At 72.2% G+C, this 17,413-nt stretch carries 16 protein-coding genes; 7 read left to right on the top strand and 9 right to left on the bottom strand.

Translation table 11 applies throughout. The features are described 5' to 3' along the window. Positions 1–273: 273 nt before the first annotated feature. Positions 274–477, top strand: a complete 204-nt coding sequence (locus SNOUR_RS17210; protein WP_004986573.1) for a cold-shock protein — start codon at positions 274–276, stop codon at positions 475–477. A gap of 478 nt (positions 478–955) precedes the next feature. After that, positions 956–2,578 carry a chaperonin GroEL gene (groL, locus tag SNOUR_RS17205; RefSeq protein ID WP_039633792.1) on the top strand — a complete coding sequence of 541 codons (1,623 nt, stop codon included), beginning with the start codon at positions 956–958 and terminating at the stop codon, positions 2,576–2,578. An 89-nt stretch (positions 2,579–2,667) separates the two neighbouring features. Here groL and SNOUR_RS17200 read toward each other — a convergent pair whose 3' ends face one another. Further along, positions 2,668–3,108, bottom strand: coding sequence for a hypothetical protein (locus SNOUR_RS17200; RefSeq protein ID WP_312632605.1), 441 nt, complete (start codon positions 3,106–3,108; stop codon positions 2,668–2,670). Positions 3,109–3,288: 180 nt separating this feature from the next. Continuing rightward, complete coding sequence (locus SNOUR_RS17195; protein ID WP_067347999.1) at positions 3,289–3,687, bottom strand: Ig-like domain-containing protein; 399 nt, start codon at positions 3,685–3,687, stop codon at positions 3,289–3,291. A gap of 514 nt (positions 3,688–4,201) precedes the next feature. Between SNOUR_RS17195 and SNOUR_RS17190 the strand changes: the two genes are divergently transcribed. Next, a complete protein-coding gene (locus tag SNOUR_RS17190) occupies positions 4,202–5,155 on the top strand; it encodes a DUF998 domain-containing protein (RefSeq protein ID WP_067347997.1) in 954 nt (317 codons plus the stop codon). Positions 5,156–6,990: 1,835 nt separating this feature from the next. Here the strand turns inward: SNOUR_RS17190 and SNOUR_RS17180 are convergent. The 3 genes from SNOUR_RS17180 to SNOUR_RS17170 all read right to left on the bottom strand — a co-directional run bounded on the left by SNOUR_RS17180 (position 6,991) and on the right by SNOUR_RS17170 (position 10,949). Then, entirely contained in the window at positions 6,991–8,685 is a 1,695-nt protein-coding gene (locus tag SNOUR_RS17180; RefSeq protein ID WP_067347985.1) for a PTS transporter subunit EIIC, read from the bottom strand. Positions 8,686–8,785: 100 nt separating this feature from the next. Further along, positions 8,786–9,733, bottom strand: coding sequence for an N-acetylmuramic acid 6-phosphate etherase (gene murQ / locus SNOUR_RS17175; protein ID WP_067347983.1), 948 nt, complete (start codon positions 9,731–9,733; stop codon positions 8,786–8,788). 271 nt (positions 9,734–10,004) lie between these two features. Then, positions 10,005–10,949: a MurR/RpiR family transcriptional regulator gene (locus SNOUR_RS17170; RefSeq protein WP_079142734.1), complete on the bottom strand. Its 945-nt coding sequence runs from the start codon at positions 10,947–10,949 to the stop codon at positions 10,005–10,007. Positions 10,950–11,079: 130 nt separating this feature from the next. On the opposite strand from SNOUR_RS17170, the gene SNOUR_RS17165 reads away from it, so the two are divergent. Next, the gene (locus tag SNOUR_RS17165; RefSeq protein ID WP_067358418.1) at positions 11,080–11,442 is read left to right on the top strand and encodes a DUF8819 family protein; all 363 of its coding nucleotides are present in this window, start codon (positions 11,080–11,082) and stop codon (positions 11,440–11,442) included. A 1-nt stretch (position 11,443) separates the two neighbouring features. After that, positions 11,444–11,704 (top strand): DUF4031 domain-containing protein, encoded by a 261-nt coding sequence (locus SNOUR_RS17160; RefSeq protein WP_067347981.1) that lies wholly within the window; start codon positions 11,444–11,446, stop codon positions 11,702–11,704. Positions 11,705–11,829: 125 nt separating this feature from the next. On the opposite strand, the gene SNOUR_RS17155 is transcribed toward SNOUR_RS17160, so the two are convergent. From SNOUR_RS17155 to SNOUR_RS17140, 4 genes are all read right to left on the bottom strand, one after another. Continuing rightward, on the bottom strand, positions 11,830–13,230 hold the full coding sequence (locus tag SNOUR_RS17155; RefSeq protein WP_312632604.1) for a Cmx/CmrA family chloramphenicol efflux MFS transporter: 1,401 nt from the start codon (positions 13,228–13,230) through the stop codon (positions 11,830–11,832). Positions 13,231–13,369: 139 nt separating this feature from the next. Next, positions 13,370–14,026 (bottom strand): HD domain-containing protein, encoded by a 657-nt coding sequence (locus SNOUR_RS17150; protein ID WP_067347980.1) that lies wholly within the window; start codon positions 14,024–14,026, stop codon positions 13,370–13,372. A 17-nt stretch (positions 14,027–14,043) separates the two neighbouring features. Then, positions 14,044–14,901: a transporter substrate-binding domain-containing protein gene (locus SNOUR_RS17145; RefSeq protein ID WP_067347977.1), complete on the bottom strand. Its 858-nt coding sequence runs from the start codon at positions 14,899–14,901 to the stop codon at positions 14,044–14,046. A gap of 70 nt (positions 14,902–14,971) precedes the next feature. Then, positions 14,972–15,703, bottom strand: coding sequence for a hypothetical protein (locus SNOUR_RS17140; RefSeq protein ID WP_067347974.1), 732 nt, complete (start codon positions 15,701–15,703; stop codon positions 14,972–14,974). 44 nt (positions 15,704–15,747) lie between these two features. Here SNOUR_RS17140 and SNOUR_RS17135 point away from each other — a divergent pair, with 44 nt between their 5' ends. Continuing rightward, positions 15,748–16,170 (top strand): hypothetical protein, encoded by a 423-nt coding sequence (locus SNOUR_RS17135; protein WP_159425872.1) that lies wholly within the window; start codon positions 15,748–15,750, stop codon positions 16,168–16,170. 351 nt (positions 16,171–16,521) lie between these two features. Next, complete coding sequence (locus SNOUR_RS17130; RefSeq protein ID WP_067347970.1) at positions 16,522–17,244, top strand: copper homeostasis protein CutC; 723 nt, start codon at positions 16,522–16,524, stop codon at positions 17,242–17,244. Positions 17,245–17,413 lie beyond the last annotated feature (169 nt).

Below are 17,413 nucleotides of genomic sequence, written 5' to 3'. Positions count from 1 at the left end.
TTGTGCGCAAGTTGTGTGCGCGATTTGTCGTTTGTGCCGCCTATTCCCGGCCCGACTTGGCCTGAGATAACGGGATTTGAGTGCATACGGCCGTTTCTCTGGCGCAAGAATTCTCGTCCGATTGACCTGTTGCGCTGGGCATTGGTCCGGATACATTCAGCGGCGGTCGACGCGTTCCGGCGCACGCCCCACGGGCCATTCCCGGGGGGTGAGGTCTGACCCGGGTCCGCGGAGTGCGGTCCTGTGCAAGGGCCAGTAATAGGGGAGTTAGGCATGGCTCAGGGCACCGTCAAGTGGTTCAACGCGGAGAAGGGGTACGGCTTCATCGCGGTCGACGGTGGTGCGGATGTTTTCGTCCACTACAGCGCGATCCAGATGGACGGGTACCGCACCCTGGAGGAGGGTCAGCGGGTCGAGTTCGAGATCTCGCAGGGCCAGAAGGGGCCACAGGCGGACATGGTCCGGGTCACCGCCTGAGGCGGCGGCCGACTGCATCGTTTCGCGGAAGGCCCGCATCCCCGAGTACGGGGTTGCGGGCCTTCTGTCGTTCCCGGGGGCCGCGCGCCTCGCGGGCGCGCGCGGGCGGAGCCAAGGGGCGGTGAGCAGGGGCTGGCGCTCGTCCCACGGACGGGGCCCGGCCCTCTCGCGGGCGGGCGGCCCACCGCCCGTCAGGCACCTGTACCCACCCCCGGCCCGAGTGTCACCACCATGGGAGACATCTCCGGAGCCGCTTGCACTCGATGGGTGCGAGTGCTAATCATTGCGTTAGCACTCTCCCCGTGAGAGTGCTGAATACGGACCGGGTCGGTGAGGCCCGCACGCCAGGTGGGGCAAGGAACCACACGGCATGCAGGCCGTCCGTCGCGGGCGCCAGCGCGGTCCGAGCTTTCCTCCCCCGAACTCGACTTCGTTCGAGCCAGGGGGTACCCCCATCAGCCCGGAGGGACCACTTCACATGGCCAAGATCATCGCGTTCGACGAGGAGGCGCGGCGCGGCCTTGAGCGCGGTATGAACCAGCTCGCCGACGCCGTCAAGGTCACCCTCGGCCCCAAGGGCCGCAACGTCGTCCTTGAGAAGAAGTGGGGCGCCCCCACGATCACCAACGATGGTGTTTCCATCGCCAAGGAGATCGAGCTGGAGGACCCGTACGAGAAGATCGGCGCCGAGCTGGTCAAGGAGGTCGCGAAGAAGACGGACGACGTCGCCGGTGACGGCACGACGACCGCGACCGTTCTGGCCCAGGCGCTGGTCCGCGAGGGCCTGCGCAACGTCGCCGCCGGCGCCAACCCGATGGCCCTGAAGCGCGGCATCGAGAAGGCCGTCGAGGCCGTCTCCGGTGCGCTGCTCGACCAGGCCAAGGAGATCGAGACCAAGGAGCAGATCGCCTCCACCGCCTCCATCTCCGCCGCCGACCCGCAGATCGGCGAGCTCATCGCCGAGGCCATGGACAAGGTCGGCAAGGAAGGCGTCATCACCGTCGAGGAGTCCCAGACCTTCGGTCTGGAGCTGGAACTCACCGAGGGTATGCGCTTCGACAAGGGCTACATCTCGGCGTACTTCGCGACCGACATGGAGCGCATGGAGGCGGCGCTCGAGGACCCCTACATCCTCATCGTCAACTCCAAGGTCAGCAACGTGAAGGACCTCCTTCCGCTGCTGGAGAAGGTCATGCAGTCCGGCAAGCCGCTGCTGATCATCGCCGAGGACGTCGAGGGCGAGGCCCTGTCGACCCTGGTCGTCAACAAGATCCGCGGCACCTTCAAGTCCGTCGCGGTCAAGGCGCCCGGCTTCGGTGACCGCCGCAAGGCCATGCTCGGCGACATCGCCATCCTCACCGGTGGCACCGTCATCTCCGAGGAGGTCGGCCTCAAGCTGGAGAACGCCGGTCTCGACCTGCTCGGCCGCGCCCGCAAGGTCGTCATCACCAAGGACGAGACCACCATCGTCGACGGTGCCGGTGACAGCGAGCAGGTCCAGGGTCGCGTCAACCAGATCCGCGCCGAGATCGAGAACAGCGACTCGGACTACGACCGCGAGAAGCTCCAGGAGCGCCTCGCGAAGCTGGCCGGCGGCGTGGCCGTCATCAAGGCCGGTGCCGCGACCGAGGTCGAGCTCAAGGAGCGCAAGCACCGCATCGAGGACGCCGTTCGCAACGCGAAGGCGGCCGTCGAGGAGGGCATCGTCGCCGGCGGTGGCGTGGCCCTGCTGCAGGCTTCCTCGGTCTTCGAGAAGCTGGAGCTGGACGGCGACGAGGCCACCGGTGCCGCCGCCGTGAAGCTGGCCCTGGAAGCCCCGCTCAAGCAGATCTCCGTGAACGCCGGCCTCGAGGGTGGCGTCATCGTGGAGAAGGTGCGCAACCTGACCCCGGGTCACGGCCTGAACGCCGCGACCGGCGAGTACGTCGACATGATCGCCGAAGGCATCATCGACCCCGCCAAGGTGACGCGCTCCGCGCTGCAGAACGCCGCCTCCATCGCGGCGCTGTTCCTCACCACCGAGGCCGTCATCGCCGACAAGCCGGAGAAGGCCGCCGCGGCCGCTCCGGGCGGCATGCCGGGCGGTGACATGGACTTCTGATCGACCTCTGGTTGATCAACGTCCGCTCGTTCGCCGGGGCGGTACCCCTCTCCCAGGGGTACCGCCCCGGCGGCGTTGTGCACCGGGCGTCACGGCAGGCGGTCCAGGAGCCAGGCGGACAGCTCCTCGGTGATCAGGGTGTGCTCCTCGCTCCGCGAGGCCAGGACGGAGTCGTCCAGGGGGCTCCCGGCCGGCGTCAGGTCGTCGATCGGGGTGTAGAGGTCGGCGTGGTGGGCCGGCTCCCGCACGGCGACGGCGCTCACCGCCGGGACGAAGCAGTGCTCCCGGATCGGATTGTCCACGGCGAAGCCGTAGAGGGGCTTTAGCTCGTTGAGCGCGTCGGCGAGGATGCCGAAGCCTTCCAGGGTGCCGCCGGGCGCGCCGTCGATGTCCGGCAGCCCGCTGGTACGGACCTCACGGGTCGGGACGGTGACCACCCGGAACTTGGCCACCAGGGCCTCGTCGCCCTCGGACTGGGTGCGCAGCTCCGTACCGCTGACTGCGTGGCCCCTGCCGATGACGGCTTCCACACCGGGCCGGATGCCGTTGCCGGAGCCGTCGCCGGGCCCGTTGGCGAGGGCCAGGAGCCGGGGGCCGCTTCGGTGGCGGTCCTGGCGCCGGTCGTCAGGAGGACCGCGGCGGCGGCCCGCAGGGCCCCGGCGGCCTGCTCTTCGGTGATGTCCATACGTGTTCCTTCCTTGAGGAGTCGGCTACTTCCCTTGAGGAGCTGGCCACTTCGCGGGGGTGACGACGAAGGCCGCGGCGGTGGCGGTCAGGCCGCGGCTGTCGGCGACCGCGTGGGCGAAGGAATCGCAGCCGGAGAAACCGGAGTCGGGGGTGTGGGCGACCGTGCCGTCCGGCACGGCGGCGGTGCCGTCGGCGGGCGCGTCCAGCCCGCTGACGGTCAGGCCGCGGGCCGAGCTGTAAGCGCCGTCGGTGTCGTCGGCGAGCACGTCGACGGTGACCGGGGTGCCCGGACGGGCCCGGACGGCGTCGTCACCACCGAGCCGACGACCGCCGCGCAGACCACGACCGCGCCGACGCGGCGGTCGACCCTCCCCCACCCACCCCGCCGCGCGCTGCCGGACGATGCCCCGTGTCTGGACCATTGCCGCTGTTCCTCCCCCTGTTCCTGCCCCGTGGAGCCGATGCCGGTGCGCGGGCCCTTCGCCGTCGCGTCCGTTCCCGGCGAGGCAATGACAGCGGCATGGTCACGCTCCGCGCCAGTCCGTATGTGGACAGTCACGATCGCCGCTATACGGAAGAGCGATCGTCGACCGATCGGGAATGGTGCATTGCTCACGCGAACGCCCGTTCGTTCGATCAGGAACAGTCGGCAACCGCACGGCCGACGATCGCCCGACTCGCCGACGACGCTTCAAACCCGATGCCGTAAATGGCCGGATCAGTCGATCAGGGGACATGTTCCGCCTGTCGAGTGGCGGCTCGGCGCGCCTCCGAACGGCGCGCCAACGTGGCGGGCCCCACCGGGGGGAACCTCGCCTAGGGCCCGTCGTCACACTCCCGCACGCCACCCACCGCCCGGCCCGCCCTCCCGGCGAACGACGGGAGCCCGACGACAGGCCCCAGGACCCCCGCCCCCACCCGGAACAGGACCCGCCCGTGCCGAACGTCCCCAACCCCACGACGACCGGTGCCCGCACCGTCTACGAGCCCGTGGTCGCCCCCACCACCCGCTACGCCGGACGGGAGGCGACGGCGGCCCTCCTCTTCGCCGCCGCCGCCCTGCTCTACAACTGGTGGCCGCTGGAATTCCTCCTCCCCACCGGCCTCGACCCTCGCCACTCCTACGTCAGCGAGCTCTACGCCGCCGACCAGCCACTGCGCCGCCTCTTCGGCAGCCTGGAAGGGGCCTGCGCCCTCCTCGTCATCACCGGCGCCCTGCTCGCCCGCAGCACACCCTCGGGCCACGGCCGCTGGGCCCGCGCGGGCTGGCTCTCCCTGGTCGGCCTCGCCCTCTCCTCACTGGCCGACGTCCTGCTGCCCATGGCCTGCGCCCCCTCGGTGGAACACGACTGCATCGCCGTCCACCCCTGGCACACCGCCACCAGCGCCTTCGCCCACTTCTTCCTCTTCGCCTCGATGGCCTTCCTCAGCAGGGCCGCCGCCGTCCAACGTCCCCCCATGCCGGCGGTCCGCCGCTGGGGCCCACGCGTCCTGGCCGTGGCCATGCCCGCCGCGATCCTCACCGTCGGCCCGCTCGTCGGCCACCCCGGCTGGCACGGCGTCCCACAACGCGTCCACCTCACCCTGGTCGGCGCGTGGTTCGCCCTCCTGGCCTGGGAGTTGGGCCGCTCGGCCCGCCGCCGACGCCGCTGGGCCGGCCACTGGGACGGCCCCTGGGCCCGCTACGTGGAGGGACTCAGGCGCGCATGGCGGACCGAACCCGCCGGGCGCGCGAACGGACCTGCTGGGGAGCCAGCCACCCCGGAGCCGGGAACTGCGGGGCCGGGAGCTGCGGAGCAGGGGAACCCGGGACCGGGGAATCCGGGACCGCGGAATCCGGGACCGGGGACACCGGGGGCAGGACCAACGCATCCGAACGCCCCGGAGTGAGCCGATGCGAAGCGCGGTGGCGGTCCGGTGCGGGGCGGTCCCCGGGGAGACGGTCCTCGGTGAGACGGCCCTCGGTGGGGCGATCCCCGGTGGGCCGGTCGTCGGTGAACTGAGCTCCGGTGGGCTGGTCGCCGGTGGGTCGATCTCCAGTGGGTCGATCTCCAGTGGGTCGATCCCCGGTGATTCGCTCCCCGGCGAGTTGGTTTCCGGTGAGTCGACCCCCTGTGCGGGGGGCTTCGGCGTGCCGGTCGACGTGCCGGTCGGGTGGGGTTTCTCCCCGGCAGTCGCGGCAGATGCCGCCGGGGAGCGCTTCGGGGCGCCCTGGCACGCGACAGACCGTGCACTCCATGATGCGCGGTCCGGCCGGCCTGGCAGCCGGTGTGCCCGGGGCCGGGATCGGGACCTGGCTGACGGGCGGCAGCTTGGCCGTCAGCCGGGACAGCGCGAACCGGGCCGGGTGGTGGACGTGGGCCGGTAGCCCGGCCGTCAACGCGGCCAGGACTTGTTCCGGCGAGGCGCCCCTGGCCAGCCAGTCCGCCGCGAACGGCTCCAGGGCCGCGCAGTCGACCGCGGAGAGCGTCAGGCGCGGCTCGGCCCGCCCGAGGCCCGCGAGGAGGCCGTAGGCGGCGCTGCGGGGGCTGGACGGGGAGAGGGAGGACGAGGGGGAGGGTGCGGGAGAGGGGAAGGGCGAGGGAGAGGGGACGGCGGCTGGGTGCTCCGGCCGGTCGCTCTCCTGCGGCATGTGCGGCAGGTGCGGCGCGCTCCCGGCGTGCGCCTCGGGGGAGCCACCGACCTGCGCGATCGCTACGCCCACGGGTACGTCTCCGGGCACGTTCCCGGGTACGTTCCCGGCGTGCAGGGCCGCCCACCAGGTGTCGTCCCGCGCTGTACGGGAGAAGTACGTCCGGGTCACCCACTGGGGGCTGCCGGCGGTGCCGATGTACGTCTCGGTGATCCGCCGCAGGTGGCCGGCCTCGGAGAGGCGCCGAAGGGCGGTCCGCAGGGCGCACTGCCCGTAGTCCGGTAACACCTTGGCCAGCGTCTTCACGGAGACGTCGGCCCCTTCGGGGAGTCGGTCGAGGTACGCGGCGATCGACGCCTCGCGGCGGGGGAGGTGGTCGAAGTCGGTGGGGTGGGCCGGACGTTGGTCCGGTGCGCCACGTTTGCCGAAACCTGGTTTGGCACGGGGGTGGGGGGCTGCGGACGCGCGCGCAGGAAAGCTAGAGTTTTCGTACGTCATGAGATCGCTGCTTTCGATCTTGTGGCGAGACCCCGGCGTGGTGTTGGCGCACCTGCCGGGGTTGATTTGTTGCTGCGCACGCTAGACGGGCGGGACGCCACGTGGCAAGCCCGCTACGGAACGTCATCTCGCCTGGTATGCGAGGCAGTTGAGGCGGAGGGGGAGGGTGGGTGGGTACTGGCCCGTCCACCCGTTCCTTGGAAAGAGGGCTCGAACGACGAGGCTTGAGCCCCGGGCGATGCCCCGTCACTCCGGGACGCCTGCGGCCGGACCGCGGCTGGGCCGAGGCCGACCTGCGACCAGGCCGCGGCTGGCCTGCGGCCGACGGGGGCGGGTCGGCCCGCCTTGACGCCACGAAGCCTCGACGCCTTTTGACGCTGCGACCGCCTTGACGCCTTGACGCCACGACGCCTTTTGGTGCTTTGACGCCTTGACGGCGTCGATGAACGCGCCCCCGCCGCCGCCCGAAGCGCGAGCGCCGGACGCCGGGCGCCGGGCGCAGCGCAACTGCCCCCTGGGGCTGCTGCCGTCGGTCCTGCCATCGGCCTCCCTCGGGGTTGCTCCGTGCGGGGCGAGGGGGAGGACTCGTGGGCGGCTATCCGACGCCTTCGAAGGCGGGGCCCCGGGCCTCCGGGCTCCCTCCTCGGGGCGTGCCGGGAGCCGGGACGTCGGCTTCGCCCTCTCCCTGCGTTTCGTCCTCTCCCCGCGTGCGGGGCGTGTCGTGGGGCGTGTTGAGGTCCGCGCGCTGCTGTCTGCTGAGGCCGAAGAGGTAGGTGCCGGCGAAGCCGACCGCGTAGCCGACGAGGAGGCCGAAGGCGTAGACGGTGATCGTCGTGCCGAGTGCGTGGTTGCCCTTGACCAGCGGGAAGAGGGCCAGGCCGGACGGGCCGATGGCGGTGGAGCCGACGGCGTCACCGAGTTGGTTGAACAGGCCGACGAAGCCGCCGCCGAACGCGCCGCCGACGCAGGCGGTGACGAAGGGGCGGCCGAGCGGCAGCGAGACGCCGTAGATCAGGGGCTCGCCGACACCGAGGAAGCCCGCGGGGAGGGCGGAGCGGATCGTCGTGCGGATCGAGTGGTTGCGGCGGAGGCGCGCGTACAGGGCGAGGGCGGCACCCACCTGGCCCGCGCCGGCCATGGCGAGGATCGGGAGGAGGGTCGTATAGCCCTGCTGCTGGATCAGGGTGGTGTGGATCGGGATGAGGGCCTGGTGGAGGCCCAGCATCACGAGGGGGAGGAACAGGCCGCCGAGGAGGAATCCGGCGAGCGCGCCGCCGTGGGCGAGCAGCCAGTTGGAGGCGGTGCCGATGGCGAGGGAGACCTCACCCGCGGCGTACATCAGGCCGAAGACGGTGACCAGGCCGGTGAGGAGGACGGTGAGGGTGGGGGTGAGGAGGACGTCCAGGGCCTCGGGGACGCGTCGTCGGAGCCGCTTCTCCAACTGTGCGGCGAGGAGCGCGGCGGCCAGGGCGCCGAGGACGCCGCCCTGCCCGGGCGCGAGCTTCTGGCCGAAGGCAGTGACGTTGGCGATGCCGGGGAAGACGATCACCGCGGCGACCGCGCCGCCGAGGACCGGGGTGCCGCCGAATTCCTTGGCGGTGTTGTAGCCGACGAAGACCGCGATCAGCGACATGAAGCCGGAGGCGATGGCGGTCAGGGCCGGCACCAGCGCGGGGAGCCAACCGGCGTTGGTGAGCAGGCCGTTGAGGCCGGCGATGACGCCGCAGCCGATCAGTGCGGGGATGAGCGGGACGAAGATGTTGGCGACGCGGCGGAGGAAGAGTTTGACGGGGGTGGCGTTGCGGGCCTTCTGGCGGGCCTTGAGGGTGGCGCCTTGGGTGGCGAGGTCGGCGGCGGTGGTCTCGGTCGGGGGCGTGGTGCTTTGGGGGGCGGGATTTGGGGGGCCTGCCTGGGGGGCGCTGCCGTCTTCCTTATTACGGCAACGATTACGGAGCGTGATTTGTTCCTGCGGAGTGTCACCGATGTGTTGGGTGTCCGCGGGGGAGGTGGCGGGGGAGGCGGCGAGGTCGCCGGAGCCGGCCAGTAGGCGTTCGAACTCGGGGGTGACCCGGGCGACGGTGCCGGGTCCCAGCACGATTTGGTAGGTGTCGTCCTCGACCAGGCCCAGGACGACGGGGAGCGCCATGAGGGCGGCGTCCTGGACGAGGGAGCGGTCCCGGATGCCCAGGCGGAGGCGGGTCATGCAGTGGGCGACGGAGGTGACGTTGTCGGCGCCGCCGACCAGGGGGAGGAGGGCGGCGGCGGTGGCGCGGTTCTTGTCTGCGGTCATGTGTGGCGCCTTGCTGTGTGGACAACGGGGTGGGGGTGACCTCTGGGATGGGATGGGGTGTGGTGTGGTGGATGGGCTGGTGGGGTGGGCTGATGATGGGTCAGGGAGTGGGGGTGGTGGCGGACTGGAGGGCGGCGCGGAGGTGGCCCTTGGAGGCGTTGAGGAGGCGGGTGGCCTCGTGGCCGTCGACGCCGGCCAGCAGGACGAGGATGGCGTTCTTCACCTCGCCGTCGGTCTCGACGAGGGCGGCCTCGATCTCCAGGTCGGTGGCGCCGGTGGCGAGCGCGACGATGCGGCGCGAGCGGGCCCGCAGCTTGTCGTTGGAGGCGCGGACGTCGACCATCAGATTCCCGTAGGTCTTGCCCAGGCGGATCATGGTGATCGTCGAGATCATGTTGAGGACGAGCTTCTGGGCGGTGCCGGCCTTGAGGCGGGTGGAACCGGTGATCAGCTCGGGGCCGACGACGACCTCGATGCCGTGCTCGGCGGCCGAGGCGAGGGCCGAATCGGCGTTGCAGGAAAGGCCGATGGTCAGAGCGCCGATGGCACGGGCGTGTTCGACCGCGCCGACGGCGTAGGGGGTGCGGCCGGAGGCGGAGACGCCGACAACGATGTCGCGATCGGCGACGGCGAGCGCGGTGAGGTCGCCGGCGGCCAACTCCTTGCTGTCCTCGGCGCCTTCGACTGCGGTGACCATCGCGGACGGGCCACCCGCGATCAGGCCGAGCACCTCGGAGGGGTCGGTGTTGAAGGTGGGCGGGCATTCACTGGCGTCCAGGACGCCGAGGCGGCCGGCCGTACCGGCTCCGGCATAGATCAGTCGGCCGCCGCGGGCCATCCGGGCTGCGGCGGCGTCGATCGCGGCGGCGATCTCGGGGAGGCGCTCGGCGACGGCGGCGGGGACGGTGGCGTCCTCGTCGTTCATCAGGCGGGCGATGTCGAGGGTGGCGCGGCGGTCGACGTCGGCGAGGTCCGAGCGGAACGCCTCCGTGGTGAGCGTCGCCAACTGGGTACGAAGGGTCGTGTAGTTGGGGTCGATGGGTGGCATGGGTGGCTCCTTGGCGGAGGGGCGGGGGCTGTGTCGGGGGGACGGCGGAGGGGCGGTGGCTTCCGTGTGGCTGCTCGGTGGGTACGCCGACGGGTTGCTGTCGGCTGCCCGTCGGCGGGGTGAAGCTGCCGGCGGGGTGAAGCTGCGCTCGCCCTCCTCCGGGCTTTGGGTGAGCGGGGGACCTGCATGGCCCGGGAGGCGCGGCCGTCACGGCCGGGCGGCACGGCTGTCTGCGGCGGGCGGGGTGGTGTGCCGCGGGGCCCCGGTGTGGTCAGTGGCGGGGGTTGTGGCGGTGGGCCAGGGCCTCGTAGGAGGCGGAGAGGGCGGGGGCGGCGGTCTCGTAGGTGCGCTGGGCGACGCCTATGAAGAGGCAGTCGATGACGAGGAGTTGGCTGGTGCGGGAGGACATCGCCGCGGGGCGCAGCTCGCTCTCGCGGGCCGTGGAGGTCGTCAGGATGTGGTCGGCGTAGGCGGCGATCTCACCGTCCGGGCGGCCGGTGATGGCGATCGTCGTCGCGCCGTGGTCGAAGGCGACTCGCAGCGGCTCTATGACGTCCGTCGTGCGGCCGGAGTGCGTGATGGCGATGGCCACGTCACGGGCCCGCATCTGCACGGCGTTGGTCACGGCGAGGTGCGGGTCGGAGTGGGCATGCGCGATCAGGCCGATGCGCAGCAGCTTCTGGACCAGGTCCTGGGCGACGAGGTTGGAGGCGCCTATGCCGTAGACGTCGATCCGGCGGGCGGAGGCGAGGGCGGCGACGGCCGCTTCCAGCTGGGTGACGTCCAGCGCGGCGGCGGTGTCGGCGAGACACTGCTGCTCTTCCTGCGCGAGCTTGGTGACGACGTCGATCAGGGAGTCGTCGACCGCTATGTCCGCCGTGACGGCGGGTGCGCTGCCCGTCGCCTGCTGCGCGGCGAGCGCGGCGAGAGCGAGGCGCAGATCGCGATAGCCCGGATAGCCGAGCAGGCGGGAAGTGCGGACGACGGTGGCCTCGCTGGTGCCGGTGCGCTCGGCCAGGCCGGTGACGGTGAGGGCGGCGCAGCCGGCCGGGTCGCCGGCAACGGTCTCCGCGACCCGCTGCATGGAGCGGGTCATCGTCGGCGCGAGCGTGCGGACCTTGGCGGCCAGGGCCGCGGGGGCCGGTGGGGCGGGGGGCGATGTCGGAGCCGAGGCCGGTCTGGCGCCGATGAAAGTTTCCTTCACTCCGCTATTCATGACTGAAAGATATTTTCAGTGCGGTGGTGCGTCAACACCCTCCGTGAAGCCTGTGGACAGGCCGGCACGGCCACCCCGGCCGCCTGTGGACAACTTCGGCCGGTCCGCGGCTCCGCGCGAGAATGAGGTCATGGAGCTTGAACAGGCATTGCACGCCGCGCGGGCGCTGGTGCTCGCCGACCTGATAGCGGATGACGTAGCCGACGCCGAGATCGTCTCGCTCGTCGAGAATGCGGTCGCGCATCGCCGATGGTGGGTGGAGCAGTGGCCTGAAGGCGCTTCGTTCGTCGCGGGACTGATAGCGCAGGACGTCCAGGACGCACTGCTGGAGCGGTACGGTCGCTGGCCGCTGTGTCCGGTGTGCGCGGACTCCGGCGATCCGCATGCGCTCGATGTGGAGCCGGAGTTGGGACCGGATCCGCACTGGGTGTGCCCGAAGACGGCGGTCGCCGTCGCCCCCGTCGGGCGGCTGCGCACGCCGACGGAGGGCTGAGGTGACGATCTACATCGACCCGCCTATCTGGCCAGGGCACGGTCGTATGTGGTCACACCTGGTGAGTGACCGGTCCTTCGACGAACTGCACCGCTTCGCGGCGGTGCTCGGCGCGCCGCCCCGGGCCTTCGAACGCGACCACTACGACCTCCCGGCCGAGCGGTACGACGACGCCGTGCGGGCGGGGGCGGTGGAGGTCGGCTCGAAGGAGCTGGTGCGCCGCCTCACCGAGGCGGGGCTGCGGCGGCCGAAGGGGAGGTGAGGGGTGGGGCGGGGCGGGGGGCGGGGGAGCCCCCCGGGCCCCTGGGGGGCAGGGCGACCGCGAGCTGCTCAAGCCTCCCGCCCCGCCCCGCCCCACCAGTGGCGTTCTGCCGACGCATGTAGCCGTCAGTGGTGCTCCGCGGCCTCCGAGGAGCGACCGGCGGACGCCGGGGGCAAGGTGTCGCCGGCGGTGGCACTGGAGCGGCTGCCGGCGTCGGCGATGGCGCTGGAGCGGGAGTCGGCGTCGGCGTCGGCGATGGCACTGGCGCCGGAGCGGCTGCCGGCGTCGGTGTCGGTGGTGGTCGTGGGTGCGGAGGCCGCGACCACGCGGGAGCGGGTCGACGTGTGGTGGAGGCGGTAGGCCAGGGCCGTGGTGAGGACGGCGACGGCGGCGAGGGCCGAGCCGGTCCAGGCGACCGAGGGGTAGCCCCAGTGGGCACTGATGGCCAGGCCGCCCAGCCAGGGGCCGAGGGTGTTGCCGATGTTGAAGGCGGCGGTGGTGGTGGCGCCGGCGAGGGTCGGGGCCGCGTTCGCCACGTTGAACATCCGGGCGTTGAGGGCCGGGGCCGTGGTGAAGGCCGTGACGCCGAGCATCAGGGAGAGGGCCACGGCGGCGATCGGGCTGTGTGCGGTCAGCGCCAGGACGGCGAGGACGATGGTGGAGGCCGAGATGCCGCCGAAGAGCGTGCCGAAGAGGTGGGCGTCGGCGATCCGGCCGCCGATGAAGGTGCCGATCAGCGCGCCGACGCCGAAGAGGGCGAGCACCGTCGGGACCCAGCTCTCGGCGAGGCCGGCGGTGTCGGTCAGGAGCGGCGAGAGGTACGAGAAGAGGGCGAAGACCGCGGCGCCGTTCATGGCGGTGGCGATCAGTGCCAGCCAGACCTGCTTGTCCTTGTAGATGGACAGCTCGCGGCGGAGCTGGGGGCGGTCCTCGCCGGTGGGGACCTCGGTGCGCGGTACGAGGGTGATGACGCCGATGAGGCCGATCACGGTGAGCCCGGCGACGGCCCAGAAGGCGGAGCGCCAGCCGGCGTGCTGGCCGAGGAGTGCGCCGGCGGGGACGCCGGCGATGTTGGCGATGCTCAGGCCGCCGACCATGACGGCCATGGCGCGGGCCCGGGCGGTGACCGGGACGAGCGAGACGGCCACGGCGGCGCCCACCGCCCAGAAGCCTGCGCAGGCCAGGGCGCTGATCACTCGGGACGCGAAGAGGACGGCGTAGGAGGGGGCCAGGGCGCCAGCGGCCTGGCCGAGGCCGAAGATCGCGAGCAGGGCGATGAGGGTGGTGCGGCGGGGGAGGCGGAGCGTCGCGGCGGCCAGTACGGGGGCGCCGACGACCATGCCGATGGCGAAGGCGGAGACCAGCAGTCCGGCTTGCGGGATGGAGACCTGAAGATCGCGGGCGAGTGGCTGGAGGATGCCGGAGAGCATGAACTCGCTGGTGCCCAGGGCGAATACGGACAGGCCGAGGACGTAGACGGCGAGGGGGAGGCGGGCGTGGGGACGGGGGGCGGATGGTGCTGGCATGACAGGTGTGAACGCGGGAATGGGTGCCGTCATTCCCGCGTCGAGGGGTGTCGTTCGCCACGTGGCGGACGGTTCGCCGGTGGGGCGGTGGGGCGGTTCGCCGGCGGTGACGGTGTGTGCTGCTCCCGGTCGGGCCCGTTCAGGCGCCGCCGCCCTCCAGGAGGGTGAGTTCCGTGGAGAGGTTGTGGCGGGCCGCGGTCTCCCAGCGGTCGTGTGCCTGTGCGGTCATGAACAGCCGGGGGAGCGCGAGGAGTTGGCGGAGGACGGCGGCGCGGCCGGCCCGGAAGTCCGGGTCGGGGACGAAGGCGTACTCGGCGCGGACCGCGGCGGCGTAGTCGGCGTAGGCGTCGGGGGAGCCGGCCAGGACGGCCAGGTCGGCGTCGCACAGGACGGCGCCGTTGCGGTCGTCGGGGGCCGGGTCGTGGGTGACGGTGAGCCGGACGAGGCGGGCGACCTCGGCCGTGCGCGGGGCGGCGATGCCCAGTTCGGGGAGGGCGCGTTCGGCGAGGGCGGCGCTGCGTTCCTCGTTCTCGGAGCGGTCGGGCCGGTACACCGCGTCGTGGAACCAGGCCGCCAGTTGGACGGCGGGCAGGTCCTCGGCGTGCGCGGCGAGTTCGTCGATCCGGTCGAGGACGGCGGTGAGGTGGTCGGTGGTGTGGTAGTGGCGCTGTGGCTCGGCCCAGCGGCGGAGGAGGTTGGCGGCGTACGGGGCGGGGTCGGGGCCTTCCTGGGTGCCGCGGGCCTGGGCCACGGTGGCGGCCCAGCGGGCGGCCAGGTCGGGGCGGGACTCGGTCATGGCGTCATTGTGCCGGGTCAGGGGGCCGACTTGTCGCGGCAGGAGTATTTGTCGAGGTCGTCCGCGTTGGGTTTGTAGTGCGCTTCCCAGTGGGCGTCGGCGTCGGGTACGGCGTGGAGTTCGGTGGTGAAGTCCCTTTTCCAGTCGCTGCTGTTGAGGTAGTCGCGGAGGGCGTCCCGGAGTTTGTAGCAGTCTTCCCGGTGGCCTTTTGGCATGGCGATTCCGTAGCGGTTGGTGGAATCGATGTCGATGCCGGGGACGACCTTGAGGTTGGGGTACTGCTTGCTCTGTGCGAATCCGTAGAGGATCAGCGTGTCGGTGGAGACCGCGTCGACCTGGTGGTTCTCCAGGGCGCGGACGCAGCCGTCGGCGGTGGTCTTCCCGGAGAAGACGAGTCCCGGGATCTTCTGCAGCGCGGTGCCGGAGGTGGTGCCTGACCATGCGCAGACGGATTTGCCGCGGAGGTCGGAGAGGTTGTTGATGCGGTGGTCGTCCGCGCGGACCATGACGCCTTGGGGGGTGGTGGCGTAGGGGCCGACGAAGTCGACTTTCGCGCTGCGTTCGTCGGTGATGGAGAAGGTCGCGATGACCAGGTCCTGGCGTCCTTCGGTGACCGCGGTGGTGCGGCGTTCGGAGGGTACGGCGGCGAAATTGGGTTCGGTGCCGAGTTTCTTGAGGAGTTGCCTGGCGACGGTGATGTCGAAGCCGTTGAAGTCGTAGCCGTCGAGATAGCTGGTGCCGGGTTGGTCGCTCTTCACGCCGACCGAGACCTGTCCTTTGGTGAAGAGGGAGGGTGGCTGGTTCGTTCCGCAGGCGGTCGCGGTGAGCGTGGCGAGTGCGAGCAGGGCCGCGGTTCTGGTGATGCGTGTGGTCATGGTCCCCGTTTTCTGTCACTTTCGTCGCCGGGTGCGGGGTGGTGTGTTCTTCCGCCGCGGGCGGTGCGGGTCAGGTGTCGTGGAGTGTGGCCTCCGTCGTGGTGACGTCCATGCGGCAGCCGTGGTCGGTGTGGAGGGTGAGGTCGATGCGCACGGTGCGGGCCTGGGGGTCGACGGGGATGTCGAAGGTGCCGCCGTCGTGGATGGCCGCCGGTGTGGCGGCGCCCCCGTAGGGCGGCGAGGTGAGGGCGACGGAGGAGACCGGGCGGCAGGCCGGGGCGGTGGGGTCGTGGTCGTCGATGGCCAGGGTGAGGCGGAGGGCGTCGCGGGCTTCCCCGGGGGAGACGCGCAGGGTCAGGGTGAGGGGGGCGCCGTCGACGAGGTCCGGCGCTTTCGAGGTGATCTTGCCCGTGGCGTCGATCTCGCCGTGGGTGGCGACGTCCCGGAAGGCCAGCCAGGCGCCGACGGTGGCCAGGACGGAGACGAGGGAGAGCGTGGCCACGATCCGGGCGTCGCGGGGCCGCTGGACGAGGACGCGGGCGGCGGCGGTGCCGAGGGCGACGGCGACCAGCGCGCCCCAGAGGACGTACTGGGAGGCCGGGCCGTCCGGCCAGGTGGTGCCGGTGACGACCAGGGCGGCGCAGGCCAGGAGCAGGGGCAGCCAGCGGGCGCTGGGGTGTTGGAGGGCCCAGCGGATGACGACGTTCCGGATGTTGCCGGCGGCGATGGAGTGGTCGCCGGTCGCGGTGGCCTCGTTGTGGAGGTGCTCCGGCTCGGGCCGGGGCGGTCTCCGGGGGGTCATGCGTCGTCCCGGGGGCGGGGGGCGCCTCCCATGGTGATGGTGCCGTGGATCTCGCCGGCGGCGAGGGAGTGGTCGCCGGTCGCGGTGACGTGGTGGTGGACGGTCCGCGGGCCGGTGGACGCGGCGAGCCGGTCGACGTGGTGGCGGAAGCCGGCGGCGTCGCGGTCGGCGTCGGGGGCGTTCAGCCAGGCGGTGAGGGCGTCGGCGAGCAGTTGGCGGTCGTGGTCGTCGAGGGTGGCCAGCAGGTGGTCGAGGGCGTCGGCGCGGGTGGTGTCGAGGGGTGGCCGGGTGGTGCCGCTCGGGTCGTCGAGGGGGGCCGTGGTGTTGTCGCGGCGGTGCAGCAGGCGGCGGAAGAAGCCCTAGCCGGCGGTCACGGTGTGTTCGGCGATCCGGTCCTGGGCGGCGGTGAGGACGGAGGTGCCCAGGCTGTTGGCCGCCAGGGCGAGATAGGGCGCTATTTCGGCTGAGACGGTCGCGAGGTCGGGCATCCGGTTCCTCCGTGCTGGGGCCATGGGTGGGCGTGATGGTGTGGCAACACCCTTATGGGAAGGGCGTGTTACCCATGTGAGGGGTGATCCACACTCGCATCATCGGGTGGTTTCGGGGCGGTGAGGGGGGAGGGGTGCGGGTGGATTCGGGCCGCGTCGCGGGGCGGATGGCGGTGTGGTGGTCGGGGAGCGCTTAGGCTGGGTATTGGACTAGACCTGTGTGGGATGCGAGGGCGGGACGGTGGGCCGCGGCGACAGCGCGCGGCGCCGCTCCGGCCGCACGTCCCGCGCGCTCTCGCCACGTCGCTCGTCATCGGAAGGTTGGGTCGTATGAATCAGCGCGCGCTCCTGGAGGTGATCGCGCTCGGTCCCGAGGACGCGGTCGCCGCGCAGGCCGGCGGTGCCGACCGCCTGGAACTGGTCGCGGACATGGCGGCGGACGGGCTGACGCCGCCGCGCGCCACGTTCGCCGCGATCCGGGCGGCCGTCGACATTCCGCTGCGGGTGATGCTGCGCGCCGCCGACGGCTTCGCCGCGGGCGACGTGGGCGCGCTGTGCGCACAGGCGCGGGCGCTGCGCGCGGAGGGCGCCGAGGAGTTCGTGCTGGGCTTCCTGACGCCGCAGGGGCGGCCGGACCTCGCGGCGGTGAAGGCGCTGACCGAGGTGATCGACGGATGCCGGTGGACGTTCCACCGGGCCGTCGACCGGGCCGCCGACCGGGACGCGCTCCGCAAGGAACTGGCGGGCTCCGCCGGGGCGGCCGGGCTCGACACCTACCTGACCGCCGGTTCCGCGGACGGCGTCGACGCGGGGCTGGCGACGCTGGTCGCCGAGCAGGCGCGCACCGCGGCGGGCGAGCCCGGGTACGCACCGCGGATCCTGGTGGGCGGCGGGCTCCGGCTCGACCACCTGCCGGAGCTGCGGGCGGCCGGGCTCGACGCGTTCCACATCGGTGGCGCGGCCCGCCCCGGAGGGTGGTCCGCGCCGGTGGCCGCGGCAGCCGTACGGGAGTGGCGGGCGGCGCTGGACGCGCCGGTGGCGTCGAGGGTCTGACGAGCACCGGAGGGCGGAGGCCCGACGTCGGAGCCGGGGCGCGGCCCGGATCGGCGGTGGCGGCGCGGCGCGGTGCGCCAGTGCCGCAAACCCCGGGGCGGTGCACGGAAAAGGGCAAGCGCGCCGGAACTACCTGTTGGTAGGATTTGTGCGAATCAGCAGGGGGGAG

This window comes from Streptomyces noursei ATCC 11455 (assembly GCF_001704275.1).
GTDB classification, from domain to species: domain Bacteria; phylum Actinomycetota; class Actinomycetes; order Streptomycetales; family Streptomycetaceae; genus Streptomyces; species Streptomyces noursei.
This window is presented reverse-complemented; position numbering and strand designations above follow the sequence as displayed.